Below are 21,702 nucleotides of genomic sequence, written 5' to 3'. Positions count from 1 at the left end.
TCAGGCCCAGTTGGTGTCCCAGCCCTCGATGGAGTCGGCGGGGCGGGTCGGCGGGCCCGAGTAGATCGCGGACGGGCGGATCAGCCGGCCGGTGCGCTTCTGCTCCAGGACGTGGGCGCTCCAGCCCGCGGTACGCGCGCAGGTGAACATCGACGTGAACATCGGCGGCGGCACCTCCGCGAAGTCCAGGACGATCGCCGCCCAGAACTCCACGTTCGTCTCCAGCACCCGGTCCGGCCGGCGCTCGCGGAGCTCGGCCAGCGCGGCCTGCTCCAGCGCCTCGGCCACCTCGTACCGCGGGGCGGCCAGCTCACGTGCCGTACGGCGAAGCACCCGCGCCCGCGGGTCCTCGGCCCGGTACACGCGGTGCCCGAAGCCCATCAGCCGCTCGCCCGCGTCCAGCAGACCCTTCACGTACGCCCGGGCATCGCCGGAACGCTCGACGCCCTCGATCATCGTCAGCACCCGGGCCGGCGCACCGCCGTGCAGCGGCCCGGACATCGCGCCGACCGCACCTGAGAGCGCCGCAGCAACATCAGCGCCGGTGGAAGCGATCACCCGAGCGGTGAACGTCGACGCGTTCATCCCGTGCTCGGCAGCGGAGGTCCAGTACGCGTCGACCGCCCGCACGTGTTTCGGGTCCGGCTCGCCACGCCAGCGGATCATGAACCGCTCAGTGATCGTCTGCGCCTTGTCCACCTCGCGCTGCGGCACCATCGGCTGTCCCGTACCGCGGGCTGCCTGCGCGACGTACGACAACGCCATCACTGCCGCGCGCGACAGGTCCTCGCGGGCCTGCACGTCGTCGATGTCGTACAGCGGCCGCAGACCCCAGGCAGGTGCGAGCATCGCGAGCGCGGACTGTACGTCGACGCGCACGTCGCCGGTGTGCACGGGCAGCGGGAACGGCTCGGCCGGCGGCAGACCCGGCGTGAATGCGCCGTCGACCAGCAGGCCCCAGACGTTCTCGAACGGCACCCGGCCGACCAGGTCCTCGATGTCCACACCGCGGTAGCGGAGCGCCGAACCCTCCTTGTCCGGTTCGGCGATCTGGGTGTCGAACGCGATCACACCCTCCAGCCCGTGCTGCACCTCGGTCCTCGGATCAGACATACGACTACGACTCCCTCGTCCTCGTGGTCAGGACGCGGGCACACCAGACAGCCCGCGCATCCTGGGCGCTCAGGCAGCATAGTTCTCCGCGTCGGCGAGCGGACAGCTTTGTGACGGGTTCGGCCGGTCGGGGGTGGACCGGTGAGAGGTCTAGTGTCGGCGCATGACAAAGCCCCTCCCCGCCCTCGGGCTCGTGATCGGCGTCATCGCGACCTACGGTGCGCTGCTCGTCGCTTCCTACACGGCCTTCCGGCTGGTCATGCGCATCCAGATGTTCAGCAGCAAGTCCTCGATGCTGCCGTGGCTCGCGTTGCTGGTCCTGATCGCGGCGGTGCTCGGCGTGCTGATGATCGTGCCGTCGATCGGCGCCGGTGTGACGACCGGTTCCGGACTCTTGCTGACCGTGGTGGCGCTGGTCACGATGCTGCTGCCGATGCGGCAGTCGTTCGACTTCGTGAAGCTCTTCCAGCTGCCCGGTTCGAAGCTCGGCGGCACCTACATGATGTACGACGGGTCGCTCATCCTGCTCGGCATACCGTTGCTGCTCGTCGGCATCCGGCGCTGGGCCCTGGACGCCAAGCTGGCAAGGCTTCCGCAGGGACAGTTGCAGGACACGTTCCCGTCGCAGACGCAGCAGTGGGGTGGCTACCCGGGCCAGCAGCCCTATCAGCCGCCACAGCACCCGGGCCAGCAGCAGCCGCCGCAGTACCCGGGCCAGCAACCACCGCGATAACTTTCACCGCAGGGCTTGCATCTGGCTCTGCATGGAGACGCTGATCGCCTACACCTTCGCGCAGGACGCGCGGGCGCGGGCCGCTGCCGGGTGTGCGCGGGTCGCGGCGTACTACGGCGATCTCTGGCAGCACACGGCCGATCACCACGGGTACGACAGCCAGTCGGTCGGACTGCACGTGTGGGATCGCCCGGACCGTACGTGTCGCTGGCCGTCCTGGCAGGACGCCGGCGACCTCCGGGTGGCGAGCGTGCACGCACCACTCGGCTATCAACGTGTCATCGGGGACGTGGCGCCGTACGACGCTCCTGCCTTGCTGGCCAAGGCAGTACGGCGCGCTCCGGGCGACTTCCTCGAACTGGCGCCGCCGTTCACAATGGCGGTCCTGGACCCGGAAGCGCAGCGTCTGGACCTCTTCACCGACTCGGTCGGTGTCGGACGCCTCTTCCAGCTCCGGGTGCCGGACGGATGGGTTTGGACCAATCGGCCCGTGGCGGCGCTGCTGTTCGCCGGCGTACCGGCCGCGGCCGCATCACGGGGCTGGACGTTCGCTGCAGCCTGTGGCTGGTTCATGGACGACAGCACGCCGTACGAAGGTGTGCTGGCGGTCCCGGGCGCTACGCATATCGTTGCCGACGGCTACCGTCAGCAACGGGCCGTCAGCCGGATCGAAACCACCAGCGTGTGGTCGACCGACAAGACAGACACCGCGAGCGCCGCAGAGGAGACAGCAGCGGCCCTGCAGGACGTGGCGCGTTCGGTGGCGGCCCTGTGGCCGGGGCAACCTGCCGTCGACCTGAGCGGTGGCCGCGACTCACGAGTCGTTGCCGGCGCCTTCCTCGCCGCAGGTGTCGACGTGAAGCTCAACAGCTGCGACGCAGTACCAGGTGAGCTGCAAGTCGCGGAGTCGCTCGTAGCGCACCTCGAGCAACCAGTGGAGCTGGTGGTGAGCCGCAGGACGATCACCCAAACCAGGCCGCAGCCGCTGGAGATGATCAACCGAGCCCTCAGCTGGCACCGGTACGCGGAAGGGCTACGACCATCCAGCTACCTGTTCCACACACCTCCCAGGACGCAGGACGACCTCACCATCAACGGTGTCGGCGGCGAGGTCGCGCACGGGTACTTCTACCCGCACGACGTACAGCAGCTCGACGCACTCCAGCTGCCGCGCAAGCTGCGTGCCTTCAGCAACCACCTGCAGACGCGGCTGGTACCTGCCACCGCCGGGCCGACCGAGGAGGCACGGGCCGCAGTCGCGCAACAGATCGAGCACGTACTGCGGACCGCCGTCCACGGAGGCATCGAGAACGCGACGATGCTCGACTACTTCTTCGTCGACGAACGACTCCGCCGCTGGAGTACGGCAGGGGAGCGCACTGGCATCGTCTCGCCGCTCCTGATCCCCTCGTTCGTACGAGCGGCATTCGCGCTCGACCCTGCGCAACGTGTCGGCAACGTACTCCATCAGGAGCTGGTACGGCGCCTGGTCCCGGAGTGGACCGACGTGCCGTACTTCACTCCCAACCCGATGGTCAGCGCCCGGCGAACGCCGAAGGTGCGCTGTCTTGCGGACGCGGCCGACCGAGACCAGATCGAGCAGCTCCTCGAGCACGTCGACGGCTTCGAGCCGCTCGACACCCTGTGGGCTGCCTCGGCGGTCGGTGCCAGCTCGGCGACCGGTGAGGCCACACTGCGCCAGGCGCTCTGGCGGGCGACCTTCGACGAGCATCTGGCCGAGGTGAACCGCTACATCACCCCGGCACCGAACGGCAGGTTGCGGAGGGCCTACCGGAAGTTGCAGCGACGGGCGTAAGTACGCTCGATGCGTGGACCTTGCGGAGATGCGGGAGACGTACGGACTGGGTGAGCTGCTCGAGAGCCAGGTCGACGCCGACCCGGTGGTGCAGTTCCAGACCTGGCTGGAGCAGGCGCGCCAGGCCGGCCTGTCCGAGCCCAATGCCATGGTGCTGGCCACGGCCGACGCGGACGGCCGCCCGTCGGCGCGGACCGTACTGCTGAAGCGGGTGGACGAGCGCGGCTTCGTGTTCTACACCAACCAGCAGTCACGCAAGGGCGACGACCTGGCCGCCAACCCCAGGTGCGCGCTGGTCTTCCCGTGGCACGCGATGGAACGTCAGGTCCGCGTCGAAGGCACCGTGACCAAGCTGCCCACCGACGAGGTCGACGACTACTTCGCCAGTCGCCCGCGGGGCTCGCAGTTGGGCGCCTGGGCGTCGCAGCAGAGCCAGCCGGTCGCGTCCCGCGAGGAGCTCGACCTGCAGTACGAGTCGTACGAGCGGCAGTGGCCGGAAGGCACCGGGATCTCCACACCGTACTTCTGGGGCGGCTACCTGGTCGCCCCGGAGACGGTTGAGTTCTGGCAGGGCCGCACCGGCCGCCTGCACGACCGCCTGGCCTACCGCCGCGCGAGCTCCGGCGAGGACTGGGAGCTGTCCCGGCTCCAGCCCTGATCGTCGATCTCGCGGAAGCCGTGCCGCTTCCACCATCGCACCAGCGGCGCCGGCGCCCACCAGTTCGCACGGCCGAGCAGCCGCATCGTCGCCGGCACCAGCAGCGCCCGCACGATCGTCGCGTCCAGCGCGATCGCGATCACCAGCCCGACGCCGATCATCTTCACGAACACGATGCCCGAGGTGGAGAACGCCGCCACCACGATGATCAGCAGCAGCGCCGCGCTCGTGATGATGCCGCCGGTACGCTGCAGCCCGAGCGCGACCGCCTGCGTGTTGTCGCCGGTCTTGTCGTACTCCTCCCGGATCCGGCTGAGCAGGAACACCTCGTAGTCCATCGACAACCCGAACAGCACGGCGAACAGCAGCACCGGGTTGGTCGCGTCCAGGAAGCCGGCCGGTGTGAAGTCCAGGAACCCGGACAGGTGCCCGTCCTGGAAGATCCACACCATCGCACCGAACGCCGCGGACAATGACAGTACGTTCATCAGCAACGCCTTCGCCGGCAGTACAAAGGAGCCGAAGGCAACGAACAGCAGCACGAACGTGACCACCACGATGAACCCGGCCATATACGGCGCGCGCTGCTTCAGCACGTCGAGTAGATCGATCACAGCCGCTGTCTCACCACCGACCTGCACCTGCGTCCCGGCCGGCACCGGCACTGCACGTACACCATGGACCACGTCCCGCGCCGCCAACTCCTGCCCGGTGAAGCGGGTGTGCGTCACGACCGACGCGACACCGTTCTTGTACCCACCGAGCCGTACGTCGTCCACGTCCCGCACCTGCTTCAGAGACGCGATGTACGGCGCCAACGCCGCCGCCGGATCGCCTGGAGCAGCGTCGAATCGCACCGCTGAGTAGATGTCCGTGCCGCCGGCACCAGGGAAGTCCCGTTGCAGCGTCTCGGTCACGGTCCGCGAGGTCGCCCCGGCCGGCAAGGACCGGTGGTCGACGCCGCCGAGCTGCGCGCCCAGGAACGGGATGCCGAGCACGAGCAGCACCGGCACGAGCACCACGATGTACCGCACGGGCCGCCGCATCACGCTGTGCGCGAGCCGGTACCAGGCGCCGTGCTCCGCGGAAGCCTTACGGGTCTTGAGGATCCGCAGGTTGTTCACCCGATGCCCCAGTACGCCCAGGAGGGCGGGCAGCGCGGTGAGCGCCGCGATCATCGCGATCGCGACCGCCGCCACACCGCCGTACGCCATCGACTTCAGGAACATCACCGGGAACAGCATCAGGCTGCTGATCGCGACCCCGACCGTCACGCCGGAGAACGCCACCGTCCGCCCGGCGGTCGCCATCGTGGCGGTCAGCGCGGTCTCGATATCGTTGCCGTGCGCAAGCTCCTCGCGGAACCGGGTGACGATGAACAGCGCATAGTCGATTGCCAGCCCGAGGCCGATCATCGTGACGATGTTGATCGAGAAGATCGACACGTCGGTGACCGCGGACAGGCCGCGGAGCAGCACGAACGCGCCGAGGATCGCGAGCGCGCCGACGAACAGCGGCAGCGCGGCGGTGACCAGACCACCGAAGACCAGGACGAGCAGGATCAGCACGATCGGCGTCGAGATCGACTCGGCCTTCACGATGTCGTGCTCGGTCTGGGTGTTCACCTCGTCGAACACCGCGACCTCGCCGCCGACCTTGGTCTCCAGCCCGTCCGCCTGCGAACGTACCTGCGCGGCGATGCTGTGGAACGTGTCCAGCCGCTCCTCCTGCGTCGCACCGGCCAGGGTGAGCACGGCGTACGTGCTGTGCTGGTCCTTCGACACGAACGCCGGCGACTTGGTGCTCCAGTACGTCGCGACGCCGGTCACGTCGGCGTGCGGCAACCCGGACAGGTGGTTCTCGACCGATTGCCGGAAGGCCGGGTCGGCCACGGTCGCGGACGGGCTGCGATACAGCACGACCACGTCGGTGCCGGTCCGGCCGACGTTCTGCTCGATGGTCCTGACCGCGTTCGCGGCCTCGGTGTCCGGCGCGTCGAAGCCGCCGTTCGCCAGCGACCCGAACACGCCGGTGCCCCAGGCGAGCCCGAGCACCACGAAGACCCCGGTCAGGGCGAGCACCAGACGGCGCCGCCGGTACGTGAAGCGGCCGAGTGCCTCGAACACGAAACTGTCCCCCAGGGCGTAGATTGAACCGCAGAAGTATGAGTGAACAGCGTTAACTGTTAACGGTGTTCACTCTAGACTCGTGACCTGGACTCATGTCAAGGAGGAATTCCGCGTGGACTCGGGCGGGACCGGACGCGACCGGCGCCGGGCGGCGACGCTGGCCGACATCAAGGCGGCCGCGCGCAAGCTGCTCGTCAACGGTGGATCGTCGGCGGTCGGCCTGCGCGCGGTCGCGCGCGAGCTCGGCCTCACCCCGCCGGCGCTGTACCGCTACTTCCCGAGTCACGAGGCGCTGATCGGGGCGCTGATCGCGGACCTGTACGACGAGCTCACGGGCGCGCTGATGGACCTGCAGTGCAGCGACGAGGACGCGGATCTCGGCGCCCGGCTCTATCTGCTGGCGAACGGCTTCCGCGACTGGGGCCTGGCACACCCGGCGGAGTTCACGCTGCTGTTCGGTACGGCGGTGCTCAGCCCGGACGCCGCCGACCACGAGGAGACGCCGGGGCATCAGGCCGCGATGCGGTTCGGCGGCCTGTTCAAGGAGTTGGTCGCGCAGATCTGGCACTGGAAGCCGTTCCCGTACCCACCGGAGGAACGGCTCGGCGCCGAGCTCGTCGCGCAGCTGGCGGCGGAGTCAGAGGAGTTCCAGGGCATGCCGCCCGGGGCGATCTACCTGTCGCTCACGTACTGGACGCGGCTCTACGGCCTGATCTGCATGGAGGTCTTCGGCCAGCTGCACTGGGTCCTGCCGGATGCTGCGGCCTACTTCGAGGCGCAGCTCTACGAGATCGGCCTGGCCCTCGGGCTGGACTGCCCGGCCCCGGAATAAGCCTCAGAACAGAAAGAAGCCTGCGGGCGCTTCCAGAACCGACCGGCCGGGTGGCCGGAACGCTCAGGGTCAGGCGGACTACCTGACTGCCCGCAGGCCCGGTGGCTGGCGTTGAATTGGCCGACCACTTGCCCACTTAACTGTGGTTGGCGGTTAGCCCGCCGCCACCTCACGAGTCCGATAGCAATTCATGCGTTGGACCACCTCCCTTCGCGTGTACTGAGAACCTACTGCCGCCACGTTCGTCCTTCAACCGGATTTCGCCCTGGGATGAACCACAATCGACGGCATGATCAGACTCGGACTGCCGGCGATCGTGCTGCTGATCGGAACGGCCTGGTTCGCGTGGGCGTCGTACCGCCGGGCGGTGAACGCGGAGCAGGCTCTGACCGAACTGAACAACGAGCACCGGGCACTGATGCAGGAGGTCAGGGCGCTCGAGCGGGCAGTCGCGGCTGCGGAGCAGGGGCTACGTACGCTCAGCTCGCATCCGTCGGTGCCGCGCGACGTCGCGGTCACCGCCGACCTGACCATCGCCGATGTCCGGCGACTAGTGGATCGCAAGGAGACCGACGACTGATGGCAAAGCTGGGGAACGCTGCGGCGGCGATCAAGCCCAAGGGGGGCGGCAGCGTCAAGGTGAAGGTGATCGGGGGCCTGGTGGTCGGCGTGATCGCGCTGATCATCTTGTTCAACATCTTCAACTTCGCGAACACCGACGCGAACCGGATCGGCCTGCACTACGGCGGCGGCGTGATCGAGGACAAGAAGTTCAAGTCGGTGATCCCGCCAGGCTCGACGAACAAGCTGATCGGCCCGGGCGACACCGTGTACACGTACCCGATCGACCAGCGCTCGTACATCATCGGCGGCGACGGTGCCGACACCGACGCCGGTGACGAGGTGACGGTGGTCAGCAAGGACAACGTCCGGCTCGGCGTCCGCGTCCAGGTGTACTTCACGCTGAACCGGGACCAGAACGTGCTGAAGTCGTTCCACGAGCGCATCGGGCTGAAGACCGACGCGTACGAGGAACGCGGCTGGAACGACATGCTGCAGAGCTACTTCCGGCCGCAGATCGACCGTGCGCTGGCCGCGATCGCGTCCACCTACGGTTGGGCCGAGCTGTACAACAACGAGGCGAAGAAGTCGCAGTTCCAGTCCGCGGCGGCCAAGGAGTTCACCCGGCTGCTGCCGGCCGCGGTCGGTGGCGACTACTTCTGCGGTCCGGGGTACAACGGCAGCAACGACTGCGGTGAGCTGTCGTTCACGATCCAGAAGCCGATGCCGCTGGACAAGGGCATCATCGACGGGCTCGAGGCGAAGCAGCGCGCCGAATTGGCGAAGGCCACCCAGGAGCAGAAGAACCAGCAGGTCCAGGTGGAGCTGCAGTCGGTCCAGCAGCAGGTCAAGCTGCTCGGCCCGAACGGCTACCTGCTGAAGTCCGCGATCGAGTCCGGCAAGATCCAGTTCATGGTCATCCCGCAGAACGGGAACGTCAGCATCCCGGTGCCGACCCCCACCCAGCCGACGCCGAACCAGTCCGGCGGCGGACCGGGCACCACCCAGGTCCCGAACGCCACCCAACCGGCGCGCTAGTAGCGGTACGGACCGCCACGCAGGCAGAACCCCCGTTTTCGGCCCGTTTTGGCCCGGTTTCGCGGGCTTCTGCCTGCGTGCAGAACCGGATCAGTTGAAGGCGGCCGGGTCGACCGTGATCCAGGTGTGCTTGGCGCGGGCCAGGACCCGGCCGTCGGCGTCGTACAGCGTGCTCGCGGTGAACGTCTTGCGGCCGTCCTCGCCGAGGTAGCGGCCGAGCGCGACGCACTCCTCGCCGGCCTGCGGGCGCGCGTCGATGCACGCGGTCAGCCGGCCGAGGACCGACGGTCGTCCTTCGAGGTCGATCGTCCAGCCGCCGGGGCAGTCGAGAGCCGCCCACAGGAACACCTCGTCGACGAGACCGTCGGTCGCGAGATCCGCCGCGGGCTCCCAGGTGCACGCCGTCCGGCCGTCGCCGATCGGACCCGGCTTGAGCTGCAGGCCGTTCTGGTTCGCCGGTCCGCAGACGAAGCAGGTCGGGAACGGGTGGTCGTGCAGCCCCCGGTACGACGCCTCGGCCGCGCGGGCCTCTTCGGGCAGCACCGGATCGATCGTCGCGTCGGTCAGGAAGTCGCTGTCGACGGGCACGGCCTCGGCCACCAGTACGTCGCCGTCGGTGAGCCGGCCGTCCGCGAGCTCGAGGTCCTTGTCCAGCGGCGGCGGCATCCGCAGCGTCACCTTCGGGACGTGCGATCCGTCCAGCTCTGCCGCCACCGCGGTCCCGACCAGACCGGCGACGTACCCGCCGTTGCCCGACCGCTCCGGCCCCTGGAACCGCCGCTCGACCCGCACCAAACTCATGGGCGCCGAGCCTAACCCACTAACAGATTCCACCGAGGCGTGCACTGAGTGTGGTGGAGGTGTGAAGGGAGGGGGTGCTGGGAAGAAATGGGGTTCAGAGAAATCTGAGGATTTCTCGGAGATAACCGAGCTGAGCCCTCCAGTTCAAACGACCGTTTGAACTATGCTGACTGCAGGCTACTGCGCGTGAGCAGGTGGGGTGCCTGCGCGAGCGGTGGTCGGGGGGAAGGAGAACTCTGTGGAAACACCGGTCGAAACGACCAGGGAGCGATTGCTCAACGTCGCCGAGCAACGGTTCGGTGAAGGGGGTTACGAAGGGACCTCGCTGCGCGCCATCACGGTCGCGGCGGCCGCGAACATCGCGGCGGTCAACTATCACTTCGGTTCGAAGGAAGCCCTGCTGCGGGCCGCCGTGGGGCGGGCGATGACGCCGGTCAACACCGAACGGCGACGTCGGCTGGACCAGTTGGAAGCGGGCGGGACGCCGACGCCCGAGGAACTTATCCGGGCGTTCGTGGAGCCCGGGCTGGAGTTGGTGCTGCGCCGGGGCGAGCGTGGTGCCGTGGTCGCGCGGTTCATCGGCCGGATCGCGTTCGACCCGAGCCGGCGGATCCGTGAGCTGTACGCGGCCGAGTCGGATCCGGTCGAGAGCCGGTACCTGACCGCGCTGCAACGGGCGCTCCCACAGGCGGCACCGGATGCGGTCGCCTTCGGGTACGTCAATATGCAGGGCCTGCTGGCCCTGCACCAGTCGCAGGCCCTCGCCCCGCCGCCGGGTGCTCCCGGCCCCGAGGACCCGGGCAAGCTCGCCGAGAACCTGGTGGCCTTCCTGGTCGCCGCCTTCGACCGCGGCCTGCGAACCTGATCACCGGAAAACTGTGGTTCCCCTGCCCACAGTGGTCCTGTGAGTTTGTCCGGGTTTTGCTCGTGGATGTTCGGACTGGAGGTTAAGCCTGCATAATGGCGCTCCGTGGACCCCTGTGAAGTCGTGGTTGCCGTCGACCTCGGTGGAACCCGGATGAAGTGCGGCCTGGTCGCCGCGGACGGTGCCGTGCTGCACCGCGAGACCAGGCCGACACCCCGGGCCGACGCCCGGGACGGCGGGCGTGCCGTGCTCGATGCGCTGCTGGAGACCGTCGTCGAGCTCGGCCAGAAGGCGACCGCCGAGGGCCATCGGGTGCGCGCCATCGGCGTCGTCGTCCCCGGCGTCATCGATGCCGAGCACGGCACCGTCGGCGCCGAGAACCTGGAGTGGGTCGGTACGCCGGTCCTCGCCGAGCTGCAGGCAGCGGTCCGGGCGACAGGCGCCGAGGACGTACCGATCGTGCTCGCCCACGACGTCCGCGCCGGCGGGTACGCCGAGTTCCGGCAGGGCGCCCTGGCCGGCACCACGAACTCGATGTTCCTGCCGCTCGGCACCGGCATCGCGGCCGCGATGATCGTCGACGGCTCCCTGGTCAGCGGCGACGGGTACGCCGGTGAGCTCGGCCACTCCAAGTTCATCCACGGCGACGCCGCCGAGCTCTGCGCCTGCGGTCAGTGGGGCTGCCTCGAGACGGTCGCCTCCGCCGCCGCGCTGGCCCGCCGGTACGCGGCCCGTACCGGACGGACTGTTGACGGCGCCCGCGAGGTGATGGAGCTGCTGGCGGCCGGGGACCCGGACGCCGCGCAGGTCTGGCAGGACGCACTGGCCGCGCTGATCGACGCGCTGGTCCTCTACACGACCTTGGTCGCGCCGACCCGGATCGCGATCGGCGGCGGCCTGATCGGCGCCGGCGAGACGCTGCTGCAGCCGTTGCGCGAAGGCGTCCACGCCCGGCTCACGTTCCAGCGCGAGCCGGAAATCGTCGCCGCCGTACTCGGCGAGGAAGCCGGCATGCTCGGCGCCGCCCAGATGGCCTGGGACCGCGCCAACGAGGAGGAGACCCGATGACGACGTACCGGGTGGGCCGGGTGGTGACTCCGGACGACGTACTGGAGAACGCCTGGATCCAGGTGGAGGACGAGGACATCCGCGCGTTCGGCCGCCGGTCCGAGGGGATGCCGGCCGACGGCAAGCGGCCCGAGGACCTCGGCAACGTGACGGTCGTCCCGGGCTTCGTCGACATCCACACCCACGGCGGCGGCGGGTCGACGTACTCGACCACCGATCCCGAGGAGGCGCGCAAGGTCGCGGCCTTCCACTCCCGGCACGGTACGACGACCACGCTCGCCAGCCTGGTGACCGGGCCGCTCGACGAACTGGTCGCGCAGACCGCCTGTCTCGCGGAGCTGATCGAGGACGGCGTGATCGCGGGCGTCCACCTCGAAGGACCGTTCCTGTCGGCCGCCCGCTGCGGTGCGCACGAGCCGTCGCTGCTCCGGCCGCCGCTGAAGGACGACGTCGCCAAGGTGCTCAGCGACGCGGTCAAGATGGTCACGATCGCTCCTGAGCTCGAGAACGGGCTGGACGCGATCCGCCAGGTGGTCGACGCGGGTGCGGTCGCCGCGCTCGGGCACACGGACGCGACGTACGAGCAGATGGTCGCGGGCGCGGACGCCGGCGCGACGGTGGCCACGCACCTGTTCAACGGGATGCGGCCGTTCCACCACCGCGATCCCGGTCCGGTCGGCGCCGCGCTGAACGACGAGCGGCTGCTGCTCGAGGTGATCAACGACGGCATGCACCTGGACCCGCAGGTGGTCCGGGTCGCGCTCGCCGCGGCCGGCGTGCACCGGATCGCGCTGATCACCGACGCGATGGTCGCCACCGGGATGCCGAACGGCCGGTACATGCTCGGCAGTCTCGAGGTCGATGTGAAGGACGGCCTGGCGACGCTCGCCCACGGCAGCCACTCGATCGCGGGCAGCACACTGACCATGGACGTCGCGTACAAGAACGCCGTCCAGGCCGGTGTCTCACTGGTCGACGCGTCGCGGATGGCGTCGACCACGCCGGCACAGCAGTTCGGCTGGTACGACGTGGGTTCGATCGAGACCGGGAAGCGGGCGGACCTGGTGCTGCTCGACGACGGGTACGCCGTCCAGAAGGTCATGCGGGCGGGGACGTGGCTGGACTGATCGGGACCGTCACGCTCAACCTCGCGCTGGACGTGACGTACGAGGTCGACCGGTTGCAGGTCGGCGGCAGCCATCGCGTCGACCGGATCCGGCGGCGCGCGGGCGGCAAGGGCGTGAACGTGGCACGGGTCGCCGCGACGCTCGGGCACCAGGCGCTCGTCCTGGGGTTCGTCGGCGGCGTGACGGGCGAGCTGGTCGCGGAGGAGCTGTTCGACGCGGGGCTGACCGCGCTGCTCACGCCGATCGCCGGTGAGAGCCGCCGTACCGTTGCCATTGTCAACGATGTGGACGGGGACGCCACGATCTTCAACGAGGCCGGCCCGACGGTGACGTCGGACGAGTGGCGTGCCTTCGGCGACCGGATGCCGTGGGGACGGCTCGGAGTGCTCGCGTGCTCGGGCAGCCTGCCGCCCGGAATACCTTCCGGCGCGTACGCCGATCTCGCTGTCCGGGCGCGGCATCACGACGTACTGTCCGTGATCGATGCCGGTGGTGAGGCGCTGAAGGCCGCGGCGAGCGCCGGCGCCGTCGTGCGGGCGAACGCTGCCGAACTGCGTGCCGCTGTTGGCGATGTGGACGTCGAGGACGGTGCGTCCGAGCTGGTTGCGCTCGGTGCGTCGGCCGCTGTGATCACCGACGGTACGCGCGGGATGGTTGCCGCCAGCAAGAAGGGCGTCTGGCGGGCGCTGCCGGTCGAGACCGTGCGCGGAAACCCCACGGGTGCAGGCGATGCGTGTACGGCGGTGGTCGCGGCCGCGGTGGCCGAAGCGCCCGAGCCGGACTGGTCCGTCGTACTCAAGTCTGCTGTTGCCGCTTCTGCGGCTGCCGTGCTGACGCCCGTTGCCGGAGACATCGACTTGGCCGCATACCGCCGCTGGCAACCCCAAGTGACTGTGAACTAGGAGGACGCATGCCGTTGGTTTCCGGAGCCGAGGTGGTGCTGAGCGCCGCGAAGGCCGGGCGTGGTGCTGGTGCGTTCAATGTGATCCAGCTGGAGCACGCGATCGCGCTGATCGCGGGCGCCGAGCAGGTCGGTGCGCCCGTGATCCTGCAGATCAGTGAGAACGCGGTGAAGTACCACGGCGCGCTCAAACCGATCGGTGTCGCGACGCTCGCTGCTGCGGCGGCCGCGACGGTGCCGGTCGTCGTTCACCTCGACCACGCGATGGATCGCGACCTGGTGACCGAGGCGGTGACGCTCGGATTCACGTCGGTGATGTACGACGCGTCGAAGCTGGAGTACGCCGACAACGTGGCGGCGACGACCGAGGTGACCACCTTCTGCCACGATCACGGCGTCTTCGTCGAGGCGGAGATCGGCGAGGTCGGCGGCAAGGACGGTGTGCACGCGCCCGGCGCCCGGACCCGTCCGGAGGAGGCCGTGGCGTTCGCGGAGGCGACGGGAGTCGACGCGCTCGCGGTCGCGGTCGGCTCGTCGCACGCGATGACCGAGCGGACGGCGACGCTCGACTTCGACCTGATCACCCGCCTGCACGCGGCCGTCGCCGTACCGCTCGTCCTGCACGGCTCGTCGGGTGTCGCGGACCCCGACCTCACCCGTGCGGTCGAGGCCGGCATGACCAAGGTGAACATCGCGACGCACCTCAACAACGTCTTCACCGACAAGGTCCGCGAGGTCCTCGCCGGCAACCCGAAGCTCGTCGACACCCGCAAGTACCTCGGCCCGGCCCGCGACGCGGTAGCCGCCGAGGTGGCCCGGCTGCTCGGCGTACTGAAGGCCGCCTGACCTACCCGAGCGAGGCGCCGCCGCGGATCCAGTGCGCGCGGAGGTTGTCGCGCGCGACCTGGACCTGTTCGCGGGCCTCCGGGTCCGGAACCTCGAAGTCGTCGATCAACCGGGTGAGCGCGAACTCCAGCGCCGCGACCAGGGCGTCCTCCTCGCTGAGCTCGACCTCGGCCACGCCGCGCAGCCCGGCCGCGAACGCGCTCAGCCCGGCGCGCTCCTGATCGGTGAACTGCACCCGGAGCTCGGTCCTGGTGTCCACGCGTACCTCCTCGATCGTTGGTACAGTCATCGTGCAATGCAACGGTCGTGTTGCACAAGAGTAAGGGGTCGCGGTGGACGAGACGCTGCGTACGGCGACCATCGCCGTTCTGCGCGAACACGGCTGGACCGGTGTGACGCTGGAGCGGGTGGCGGCGCAGGTCGGCCGCTCGCGCGTGACCCTGTGGCGCCAGGGGCTGACCGTCGAGGCGCTGCTGGACTCGTTGCTGGATGCGCTGGCCGACGACTACCGCGACACGATGTGGCCGGTGCTGGCCGCCTCGGGCTCCGGACGCGAGGGCCTGATCCGTACGCTCGGCGCCCTGTTCGACGTGATCGACCGGCACCTTCCGCTGATGCTTTCATCCGACCTGGTCTTCCATCAGGAGCAGGCGCGCAGCGGGCCGGTGTCGTTCCTCGACCCGTTCGAGCGGTTCCTCCGCGAGGGTGCCGCCGACGGCTCGCTGCACCCGCACGGCCGGATCAGCGATGTGGCCGAGGTCCTGATGGTCTCCGCGGCCTTCACCTACGTGCACATGCGCGGCCGCCACCACTGGTCGCGGTCCCGGTCCCGGCAGCTCACCCAGGATCTGGTGCTCCGTGGCGTCGTCGAGGCCTGAAACATACTTGTTGCATTTCCTGCAACAAGCATGTTTCACTGACGGCATCATCACCGCAGAGCGCAGGAGCTCGTCATGACACTTCCGTACGCCGAACCGCTCGTCCGCCTCGCGCCGCAGCCGCGCGTCATCCCTGAACCTCTTCGGGTCGGTGAGCCCGGCGGACCGCACTGCAGCCTGTGCGACTGGCTGGCCGACTTCGAGCACTCCGAGCATCAGCCGCCGCTGTGGACCGACGACAACTGGGCGCTGTGCCGCGCGACCGGTGTCACCATCCCCGGCCTGGTCTGGCTGGCGAGCCGCGGCCACCACGACTCGTTCGCCGACCTGCCGGACAAGGTCGCGCAGAGCTACGGCCCGGTGGTCGGGCGGATCGAGCGGGCCATCCTCGGGCTCGGCGACATCGCGCGGGTGCACGTCTACCGCTGGGGCGACGGGTCGGCGCACTTCCATGTGTGGTTCTACCCACGCCCGCTGGGCATGCTGGAGGCGCGCAAGGAGATGCTGCCGCTGTGGGCGGATCTGATGCCGGAAGCTCCTCAGGAGGTTGTTGCCGATGCCGAGTCGAAGATCGCAGCGGCGATGGCGGCGAGCAGCTGACATGAGCCAGCAGCAGCAGCCCGCGCTGGCGCGGCGCCTCGGAGTCGGCGACGCCGTGGTGATCGGGCTGGGTTCGATGGTCGGGGCCGGCGTCTTCGCCGTCTGGTCCCCGGCCGCTCGGGCCGCCGGGTCCGGTCTGCTGATCGGCCTGCTGATCGCCGCGGTGGTTGCCTACTGCAACGCTTCGTCGTCGGCGCAGCTCGCGGCCGTCTATCCGGTCTCAGGTGGTACCTACATGTACGGGCGCGAGCGCCTCGGCGAGTGGTGGGGTTTCGCCGCGGGGTGGTGCTTCGTGATCGGCAAGACCGCGTCCTGCGCCGCGATGGCGCTGACGTTCGCGACGTACGTCGTACCGAACCATTGGCTGCAGCGCCTCCTCGCACTCGCCGCCGTGGTCGCGCTGGCGGCCGTCAACTACCGCGGCGTCACGCGAACGGCACGCCTGACCAGGATCCTCGTCACCTGCACCCTCGTCGTACTGGCCCTCGTCCTCGTCCTGCTGTACTCCTCCGCGCCGGTTCACCACTCCTCGGGGAGTACGTCTCCGTACGGCGTGCTGCAGTCGGCCGGCCTGCTGTTCTTCGCGTTCGCCGGCTACGCGCGGATCGCGACCATGGGGGAGGAGGTCCGGGAGCCCGCGCGGACCATCCCGCGGGCGATCGGCATCGCGCTGGTGATTGCCATCGGCATCTATCTCGCGGTGGCCTTCGCGCTGCTCCGGACCGGCGACCCCGCGTCGACCACGGCGCCCCTCGCGGCCGCGGTCGACGGGGCCGGTGCGGCCTGGGCGACACCGGTCGTCCGGATCGGTGCCGCGCTGGCGAGTCTCGGCGCCCTGCTCGCCCTGATCGCCGGCATCGGCCGCACCACGCTCGCGATGGCGCGCAATCGCGACCTGCCGGGCTGGCTGGCCGCCGTACATCCGCGCTACCAGGTCCCGCACCACGCCGAGCTCGCGCTCGCCGTGGTGGTCGGGATCCTCGTCCTCAGCACCGATCTCCGGGCGGTGATCGGCTTCTCCTCGTTCGGTGTCCTGCTGTACTACGCGATCGCGAACGCCTCCGCGTTCACCCAGCCGGCCGATCAGCGCCGGTGGCCGCGCGCGGTGAACGTGATCGGCCTGGTCGGCTGCGTCGTGCTCGCGGTGTCGCTGCCCTGGACGTCCGCGATCGTCGCCGCGGCCTTCCTCGCCGCCGGCCTGCTGGTACGGCGGTTCACGACAGGTCGCGCCGGATCCGCCAGAAGCTGAACCCGGCCAGCAACAGTGCCAGCACCATGAAGAGCCCGAACTCCCGCCACTGCAGAGCCCAGAACCGGTCAGCGGTGAAGTACTTGATGTGCTGCCGGTAGCCTTCGTCGGCGAGCCGCTGGAAACAGGCAGCCTGGTCGGCGGGGGAGACCGCCGGTTTGCCCGAGCCCGGACCGGGCCCGCCCGGCGCGCACTTGATGGTCCAGCTCGGCAGGCTGTTCAGGGCATTGCCCGACTTGTCGACGGTCCGGTCGTACAGCTTCCACGCACCCACGGCGTTGGTGGCGACCTCGATCTGTTTCACCGTGGGATTGCTTTCGTCGCCGTTGATCATGAACCCACGGATGTTGTCCGCGGTCGCGACGACGTACTTGTCGGTCGGTTGCAGCAGATGTGGCCGGATCAGTGACGGGGCCAGGATCTCGACGAGGATCACGACCGCCAGCGTCACGGCCAGTGCCACGATCGTCCGGCGTACCACCAGGCCGACCGCGACTCCGAGGGCGAACGCGAACGCGGCGTACCCGACCGGTACCAGTGCGCGGGAGCCGAACGTGCTGGGAAACATCCGCGGCAGGTAGCTGTTCGAGTCCTGGCCGGCGTCGAGTGCATCGTCGATCGGGGCCGACCACCAGGTCGTCGCCAGGCTCAGCAGCCCGGCCAGCCCGACCGCGGACACCCCGGTGACGCCGAGCTTGACGGCCAGCCAGCGCCACCGTGAGATGCTCTGGCTCCAGACCAGCCGGTGGGTGCCGGTCTCCAGTTCGCGGGCGACCAGCGGCGCGCCCCAGAAGGCGCCGATCACCGGTGGCACGACGTACGGCAGGACGATCCCGAACTGGTAGAGCAAGGGATTGAGCCGTTCCAGGCCGAGGTTCTTGATGAAGTTGCCGGCCAGCTCGTGGTACTGGTCGAGCAGGCCCGGACCGGTGGCCGCGAGGAAGATCAGCGCGGCGAGGACCACCGCGGCGACGACCAGGAACTGGACGCGGAACTGTCGCCAGGTCAGCCAGATCATCGTTGCACCTCCAGCACCGGGCGCTCGGGCTGGACATCGCGGCCCATGTAGGCCAGTACGAGGTCCTCGAGCGTGAGTTGGGTGACCGTCCAGGCCGGATCGAGGATCGGCCGGTCGGTCCGGATCAGGTATGTCGACTGCCGGTCGGTGTGGCTCGCGGTCACCACGACCTGGTCCTGCGGCAGGTCCTTCGGGTCGCGCCGCGGACCGACGAGCCGGAAGTGCGTCCCGAGCAGCGTGTCGATCTCGCCGCTGACCTGCACCCGTGAGTCCACCAGCACGATCAGGTAGTCGCACGCGCGTTCCACGTCCGAGACGAGATGGGACGAGAGCAGGACGCTCAGCTCCTGGTCGGCGACCGCCTCCATCAGGTCCTGGAGGAACTCGCGCCGGGCGAGCGGATCGAGCGCGGCCACGGGTTCGTCGAGGATCAGCAGCTCGGGATGTTTCGCCAGCCCGAGCGTGAGCGCGAGTTGCGCACGCTGGCCGCCGGACAGCCGGCCCGCCCGCTGCTTCGGATCCAGCTTGAGGTGCTGGATCCGTTGCTGGGCAAGGGAATCGTCCCATGCCGGGTTGAGTCGCGCGCCGAGCTTGAGGTGGTCGGCGACACTCAGCCGCGCGTACGTCGGCGTGTCCTGCGCGACGTACCCGACCTTCGCCTGCTGCGCACCGGCCGCGGCCCCGAGCACCTCTACCGCCCCCGCGGAGGGCGTGATCATCCCGACCGCCAGATTGAGCAGAGTGCTTTTGCCGGCCCCGTTCGGCCCGACCAGCCCGACGACATGCCCCGCCGGCACCTCCAACTCGCAATCAGTCAGCGCCCAACGCCGCCCGTACTTCTTCCCCAACCCATGTGCCTGCAGAACGGCGCTCACGCTATGTCCTCCTGAGCGGCGGACCGAAAGGTGGTCAGGAAGAGGGCCTCGATGCTTTCGTCGTCGAGGCCTGCTTTGCGGGCCTTCGCCAGCCAGCGGCGGAGGTCCTGGCGGAGCGGGCCGTGGGCGGCGAGCGTGTTGTCGGTGAGCGTCCGGGTGACGAACGTGCCGCGCCCGGGCCGGGCCTGCGCCAGGCCCTCGTGCTCGAGCTCGCGGTACGCCTTGAGCACCGTGTTCGGGTTGATTGCCAACGCCGCGACCACGTCCTTCACGGTCGGCAGCTGGTCACCCTCCCGCAGCAGGCCGAGCCGCAGCGCGTTCCGGACCTGCTGCACGATCTGCTGGTACGGCGAGACCCCCGACCGCCCGTCCAGATGGAACTCGATCATCCGTAACCCCATTCATCTAGGTAACTAGCACTATAGATGTTTGGAGCAAGTGGATGTCAAGAGCGGATCGCGGCGTACCTCCGCAGCGCCTCGCGCCGGGCCTCGCCGTGGTCGACGACCTGCTCGGGATAGCCGCCGGCGCCGCCGTGCCTCCAGGGCTCGTGCGCTGCCTGGCCGTCGAGGTGCCGCAGCTCGGGCACCCAGCGCCGGACGTACGTCCCGTCCGGGTCGAACTTCAGCCCCTGGCCGACCGGGTTGAAGATCCGGAAGTACGGCGCCGCGTCCGCACCGCAGCCGGCCACCCACTGCCAGTTCAGCGAGTTCGAGGCGAGGTCGCCGTCGTACAGCGAGCGCATGAACCAGCGCGCACCGTACTTCCAGTGCACATGCAGGTCCTTGACCAGGAACGACGCGACGACCATCCGGACCCGGTTGTGCATGAACCCGGTCTCCGCGAGCTGCCGCATCCCCGCGTCCACGAACGGGAAGCCGGTACGGCCCGCGCACCAGGCGTCGAACAGTTCGTCCGGCTCGTCGTACTGCATCCTCTCGAACTCCGGCCGCAGCGGTTTCCACGCGGCATGCGGGTTCCGGGCCAGGAGGTCCGCGCAGAACTCGCGCCAGGCCAGCTCGCGGGCGTACGCCTTCGCGCCGTCGCTGCGTTTGCGCGCGAGGTCGGCGAGCATCGTCCGCGGATGGATCTCGCCCCATTTCAGCGGGATCGACATCCGCGAGGTGCTGTCGAGGTCAGGCCGGTCGCGCTGGTCGTCGTACTCCGTGACGCCGTCGAGGTACTCGTGCCAGTGCGTCAGCACCGCCTGCTCGCCGGCGCCGGCGCCTGCGCCCTGTGCCCTGTCCGGCAGCTCCTCACTGGCCGCCTTGACCCACTCAACGTTCGACGGCGGTTCCACCGGTTGCCGCCATCCGTGCGCCAGCCAGGCTTTGAAGTACGGCGTGAACACCTGGTACGAGCGTCCCTGCTGGTTGAGCACCCGCCCCGGTGCGACGGCGTACGGCGATCCCGTCCGCAGCAACGGACAGTTCAATGAGGCTTCAACTTCTTCGTCACGTTGCTGTCCGTACGGGCCGTAATCCGCGCTGATCTGCACACTCGAGGCGCCGACCTCGTCCGCGACCGCCGGTACGACGGTTGCCGGATCCCCCCGCCGGACGACGAGTCGCCCGCCCATCGAGGCCGACAGACTGCGCAGCGACGCCGCCAGGTGCTCGCGCCGTGGGTCGCCGGATCGTTCCCAGAGCAACGGATCCAGCACGAACAGGCCCACAACCCGGCCCGCGGCCGCCGCCTCGAGGAGCGCCGGGTTGTCGCCCAGCCGGAGGTCGCGCCGGAACCACATCACTGTCGTCACCATGCTCATCCTCGGCCAGTACCCACGGCAATTGGGTAAGGCTTGCCTGCATAGGTGAGAATGGTTGTCGTGACCGACCTGATCGATACCACCGAGATGTACCTGCGGACCGTCTACGAGCTGGAAGAAGAGGGCATCGTGCCGCTGCGGGCACGGATCGCCGAGCGGCTGCACCAGTCCGGTCCGACGGTCAGTCAAACGGTGGCGCGGATGGAGCGCGACGGCCTGATCAAGGTGGAGGGCGACCGCCATCTGGAGCTCACCGGCGTCGGCCGCAAGCAGGCCGTCCGGGTGATGCGCAAGCACCGCCTCGCGGAGCGGCTGCTCGTGGACGTGATCGGGCTCGAGTGGGAGGACGTGCACACCGAGGCCTGCCGCTGGGAGCACGTGATGAGCGACGCGGTCGAGCTCCGGCTCCTGCAGCTGCTCGGCAACCCGACCGAATCGCCGTACGGCAACCCGATCCCGGGCCTCGAGGAGCTGCAGAAGGACCACCAGGCCAGCGGCATCGAGGACTTCCGGGTCGGCGTCGAGCCGCTCGACCAGGTGCTCGACACGGCCACCGGCGAGAGCGTCCGGGTGCTCGTCCGGCGGATCGCCGAGCCGGTGCAGACCGACGACGGCGCGATGGCCGTGCTGCGGAAGGCCGGTGCCCTGCCGGGCCGCGAGGTCGACTCGACGCTGGACGCCGAGGGCGTGCTGGTCGGCAGCCGGGAGGCCGGCGGCGTGATCAGCGACGAGACCGCGGGCCACATCTTCGTCAGCCGGGTCTGACGACAGTCAACTCTGCGTTAACGCAGAGCACCCGATGGGGTACATCGGGTGGTCTGCCGGT

23 protein-coding genes are annotated in these 21,702 nt (G+C 69.3%); 15 read left to right on the top strand and 8 right to left on the bottom strand.

The annotated features are described in order from the left end of the window. Positions 1-1,113, bottom strand: a complete 1,113-nt coding sequence (locus ACGFI6_RS18365; protein ID WP_393119930.1) for a citrate synthase 2 — start codon at positions 1,111-1,113, stop codon at positions 1-3. A 163-nt stretch (positions 1,114-1,276) separates the two neighbouring features. Here ACGFI6_RS18365 and ACGFI6_RS18360 point away from each other — a divergent pair, with 163 nt between their 5' ends. The 3 genes from ACGFI6_RS18360 to pdxH are packed head-to-tail and all read left to right on the top strand — an operon-like array spanning position 1,277 to position 4,320. After that, positions 1,277-1,846: a hypothetical protein gene (locus ACGFI6_RS18360; RefSeq protein ID WP_393119928.1), complete on the top strand. Its 570-nt coding sequence runs from the start codon at positions 1,277-1,279 to the stop codon at positions 1,844-1,846. 31 nt (positions 1,847-1,877) lie between these two features. After that, on the top strand, positions 1,878-3,662 hold the full coding sequence (locus ACGFI6_RS18355) for a hypothetical protein (RefSeq protein ID WP_393119926.1): 1,785 nt from the start codon (positions 1,878-1,880) through the stop codon (positions 3,660-3,662). A 13-nt stretch (positions 3,663-3,675) separates the two neighbouring features. Continuing rightward, positions 3,676-4,320 (top strand): pyridoxamine 5'-phosphate oxidase, encoded by a 645-nt coding sequence (gene pdxH, locus ACGFI6_RS18350; RefSeq protein WP_393119925.1) that lies wholly within the window; start codon positions 3,676-3,678, stop codon positions 4,318-4,320. On the opposite strand, the gene ACGFI6_RS18345 is transcribed toward pdxH, so the two are convergent. Then, positions 4,266-6,446: an MMPL family transporter gene (locus ACGFI6_RS18345; protein ID WP_393119923.1), complete on the bottom strand. Its 2,181-nt coding sequence runs from the start codon at positions 6,444-6,446 to the stop codon at positions 4,266-4,268. The genes pdxH and ACGFI6_RS18345 overlap by 55 nt on opposite strands. Positions 6,447-6,528: 82 nt before the next feature. On the opposite strand from ACGFI6_RS18345, the gene ACGFI6_RS18340 reads away from it, so the two are divergent. From ACGFI6_RS18340 to ACGFI6_RS18330, 3 genes are all read left to right on the top strand, one after another. Next, positions 6,529-7,281: a TetR/AcrR family transcriptional regulator gene (locus tag ACGFI6_RS18340; protein ID WP_393119922.1), complete on the top strand. Its 753-nt coding sequence runs from the start codon at positions 6,529-6,531 to the stop codon at positions 7,279-7,281. 289 nt (positions 7,282-7,570) lie between these two features. Continuing rightward, positions 7,571-7,861 (top strand): hypothetical protein, encoded by a 291-nt coding sequence (locus ACGFI6_RS18335; protein ID WP_393119920.1) that lies wholly within the window; start codon positions 7,571-7,573, stop codon positions 7,859-7,861. After that, a complete protein-coding gene (locus ACGFI6_RS18330; protein WP_393119918.1) occupies positions 7,861-8,880 on the top strand; it encodes an SPFH domain-containing protein in 1,020 nt (339 codons plus the stop codon). The genes ACGFI6_RS18335 and ACGFI6_RS18330 overlap by 1 nt, the downstream gene beginning before the upstream one ends. A gap of 90 nt (positions 8,881-8,970) precedes the next feature. Here ACGFI6_RS18330 and ACGFI6_RS18325 read toward each other — a convergent pair whose 3' ends face one another. Then, positions 8,971-9,681, bottom strand: a complete 711-nt coding sequence (locus ACGFI6_RS18325; protein WP_393119916.1) for a hypothetical protein — start codon at positions 9,679-9,681, stop codon at positions 8,971-8,973. Between the two features lie 238 nt (positions 9,682-9,919). Between ACGFI6_RS18325 and ACGFI6_RS18320 the strand changes: the two genes are divergently transcribed. From ACGFI6_RS18320 to ACGFI6_RS18300, 5 genes are all read left to right on the top strand, one after another. Further along, positions 9,920-10,546 (top strand): TetR/AcrR family transcriptional regulator, encoded by a 627-nt coding sequence (locus ACGFI6_RS18320; RefSeq protein WP_393119915.1) that lies wholly within the window; start codon positions 9,920-9,922, stop codon positions 10,544-10,546. Between the two features lie 105 nt (positions 10,547-10,651). Beyond that, on the top strand, positions 10,652-11,614 hold the full coding sequence (locus ACGFI6_RS18315; RefSeq protein ID WP_393119913.1) for an ROK family protein: 963 nt from the start codon (positions 10,652-10,654) through the stop codon (positions 11,612-11,614). After that, on the top strand, positions 11,611-12,741 hold the full coding sequence (gene nagA / locus ACGFI6_RS18310; RefSeq protein WP_393119911.1) for an N-acetylglucosamine-6-phosphate deacetylase: 1,131 nt from the start codon (positions 11,611-11,613) through the stop codon (positions 12,739-12,741). The genes ACGFI6_RS18315 and nagA overlap by 4 nt, the downstream gene beginning before the upstream one ends. Continuing rightward, positions 12,729-13,643: a 1-phosphofructokinase family hexose kinase gene (locus tag ACGFI6_RS18305; protein WP_393119909.1), complete on the top strand. Its 915-nt coding sequence runs from the start codon at positions 12,729-12,731 to the stop codon at positions 13,641-13,643. The genes nagA and ACGFI6_RS18305 overlap by 13 nt, the downstream gene beginning before the upstream one ends. Positions 13,644-13,651: 8 nt before the next feature. Continuing rightward, positions 13,652-14,488, top strand: coding sequence for a ketose-bisphosphate aldolase (locus tag ACGFI6_RS18300; RefSeq protein ID WP_393119907.1), 837 nt, complete (start codon positions 13,652-13,654; stop codon positions 14,486-14,488). 1 nt (position 14,489) lies between these two features. On the opposite strand, the gene ACGFI6_RS18295 is transcribed toward ACGFI6_RS18300, so the two are convergent. Further along, a complete protein-coding gene (locus ACGFI6_RS18295; RefSeq protein WP_393119906.1) occupies positions 14,490-14,777 on the bottom strand; it encodes a hypothetical protein in 288 nt (95 codons plus the stop codon). Between the two features lie 43 nt (positions 14,778-14,820). Here ACGFI6_RS18295 and ACGFI6_RS18290 point away from each other — a divergent pair, with 43 nt between their 5' ends. From ACGFI6_RS18290 to ACGFI6_RS18280, 3 genes are all read left to right on the top strand, one after another. Beyond that, positions 14,821-15,366 (top strand): hypothetical protein, encoded by a 546-nt coding sequence (locus ACGFI6_RS18290; protein ID WP_393119905.1) that lies wholly within the window; start codon positions 14,821-14,823, stop codon positions 15,364-15,366. Between the two features lie 75 nt (positions 15,367-15,441). Beyond that, on the top strand, positions 15,442-15,966 hold the full coding sequence (locus tag ACGFI6_RS18285) for a hypothetical protein (RefSeq protein ID WP_393119903.1): 525 nt from the start codon (positions 15,442-15,444) through the stop codon (positions 15,964-15,966). 1 nt (position 15,967) lies between these two features. Continuing rightward, a complete protein-coding gene (locus ACGFI6_RS18280) occupies positions 15,968-17,215 on the top strand; it encodes an APC family permease (RefSeq protein ID WP_393119901.1) in 1,248 nt (415 codons plus the stop codon). Here the strand turns inward: ACGFI6_RS18280 and ACGFI6_RS18275 are convergent. From ACGFI6_RS18275 to ACGFI6_RS18260, 4 genes are read right to left on the bottom strand one after another with little or no spacing between them, the layout of a single operon-like run. Further along, a complete protein-coding gene (locus ACGFI6_RS18275) occupies positions 17,181-18,233 on the bottom strand; it encodes an ABC transporter permease (protein ID WP_393119899.1) in 1,053 nt (350 codons plus the stop codon). The two genes, ACGFI6_RS18280 and ACGFI6_RS18275, sit on opposite strands and share 35 nt — an antisense overlap. Beyond that, a complete protein-coding gene (locus tag ACGFI6_RS18270; RefSeq protein WP_393119897.1) occupies positions 18,230-19,108 on the bottom strand; it encodes an ABC transporter ATP-binding protein in 879 nt (292 codons plus the stop codon). The genes ACGFI6_RS18275 and ACGFI6_RS18270 overlap by 4 nt, the downstream gene beginning before the upstream one ends. Then, entirely contained in the window at positions 19,105-19,497 is a 393-nt protein-coding gene (locus tag ACGFI6_RS18265; protein ID WP_393119895.1) for a GntR family transcriptional regulator, read from the bottom strand. The genes ACGFI6_RS18270 and ACGFI6_RS18265 overlap by 4 nt, the downstream gene beginning before the upstream one ends. A gap of 56 nt (positions 19,498-19,553) precedes the next feature. Next, positions 19,554-20,870 carry a cryptochrome/photolyase family protein gene (locus ACGFI6_RS18260; protein WP_393119894.1) on the bottom strand — a complete coding sequence of 439 codons (1,317 nt, stop codon included), beginning with the start codon at positions 20,868-20,870 and terminating at the stop codon, positions 19,554-19,556. A 66-nt stretch (positions 20,871-20,936) separates the two neighbouring features. Here ACGFI6_RS18260 and ACGFI6_RS18255 point away from each other — a divergent pair, with 66 nt between their 5' ends. Next, positions 20,937-21,641, top strand: coding sequence for a metal-dependent transcriptional regulator (locus ACGFI6_RS18255; protein WP_393119892.1), 705 nt, complete (start codon positions 20,937-20,939; stop codon positions 21,639-21,641). Positions 21,642-21,702 lie beyond the last annotated feature (61 nt).

It is taken from the genome of Kribbella sp. NPDC048928, from assembly GCF_043197975.1.
GTDB lineage: Bacteria > Actinomycetota > Actinomycetes > Propionibacteriales > Kribbellaceae > Kribbella.
Note: the sequence above shows the minus strand (reverse complement) of the source record. Positions and strands in the feature narration are given on the sequence as shown.

Coding starts and splice junctions, on each gene's coding strand:
- ACGFI6_RS18280 (WP_393119901.1), top strand. CDS start 15,968: ATGAGCCAGCAGCAGCAGCCCGCGCTGGCGCGGCGCCTCGGAGTCGGC.
- ACGFI6_RS18285 (WP_393119903.1), top strand. CDS start 15,442: ATGACACTTCCGTACGCCGAACCGCTCGTCCGCCTCGCGCCGCAGCCG.
- ACGFI6_RS18295 (WP_393119906.1), bottom strand. CDS start 14,777: ATGACTGTACCAACGATCGAGGAGGTACGCGTGGACACCAGGACCGAG.
- ACGFI6_RS18355 (WP_393119926.1), top strand. CDS start 1,878: ATGGAGACGCTGATCGCCTACACCTTCGCGCAGGACGCGCGGGCGCGG.
- ACGFI6_RS18360 (WP_393119928.1), top strand. CDS start 1,277: ATGACAAAGCCCCTCCCCGCCCTCGGGCTCGTGATCGGCGTCATCGCG.
- ACGFI6_RS18365 (WP_393119930.1), bottom strand. CDS start 1,113: ATGTCTGATCCGAGGACCGAGGTGCAGCACGGGCTGGAGGGTGTGATC.
- ACGFI6_RS18325 (WP_393119916.1), bottom strand. CDS start 9,681: ATGAGTTTGGTGCGGGTCGAGCGGCGGTTCCAGGGGCCGGAGCGGTCG.
- ACGFI6_RS18335 (WP_393119920.1), top strand. CDS start 7,571: ATGATCAGACTCGGACTGCCGGCGATCGTGCTGCTGATCGGAACGGCC.
- ACGFI6_RS18265 (WP_393119895.1), bottom strand. CDS start 19,497: ATGATCGAGTTCCATCTGGACGGGCGGTCGGGGGTCTCGCCGTACCAG.
- ACGFI6_RS18260 (WP_393119894.1), bottom strand. CDS start 20,870: ATGGTGACGACAGTGATGTGGTTCCGGCGCGACCTCCGGCTGGGCGAC.
- ACGFI6_RS18300 (WP_393119907.1), top strand. CDS start 13,652: ATGCCGTTGGTTTCCGGAGCCGAGGTGGTGCTGAGCGCCGCGAAGGCC.
- ACGFI6_RS18330 (WP_393119918.1), top strand. CDS start 7,861: ATGGCAAAGCTGGGGAACGCTGCGGCGGCGATCAAGCCCAAGGGGGGC.
- ACGFI6_RS18275 (WP_393119899.1), bottom strand. CDS start 18,233: ATGATCTGGCTGACCTGGCGACAGTTCCGCGTCCAGTTCCTGGTCGTC.
- nagA (WP_393119911.1), top strand. CDS start 11,611: ATGACGACGTACCGGGTGGGCCGGGTGGTGACTCCGGACGACGTACTG.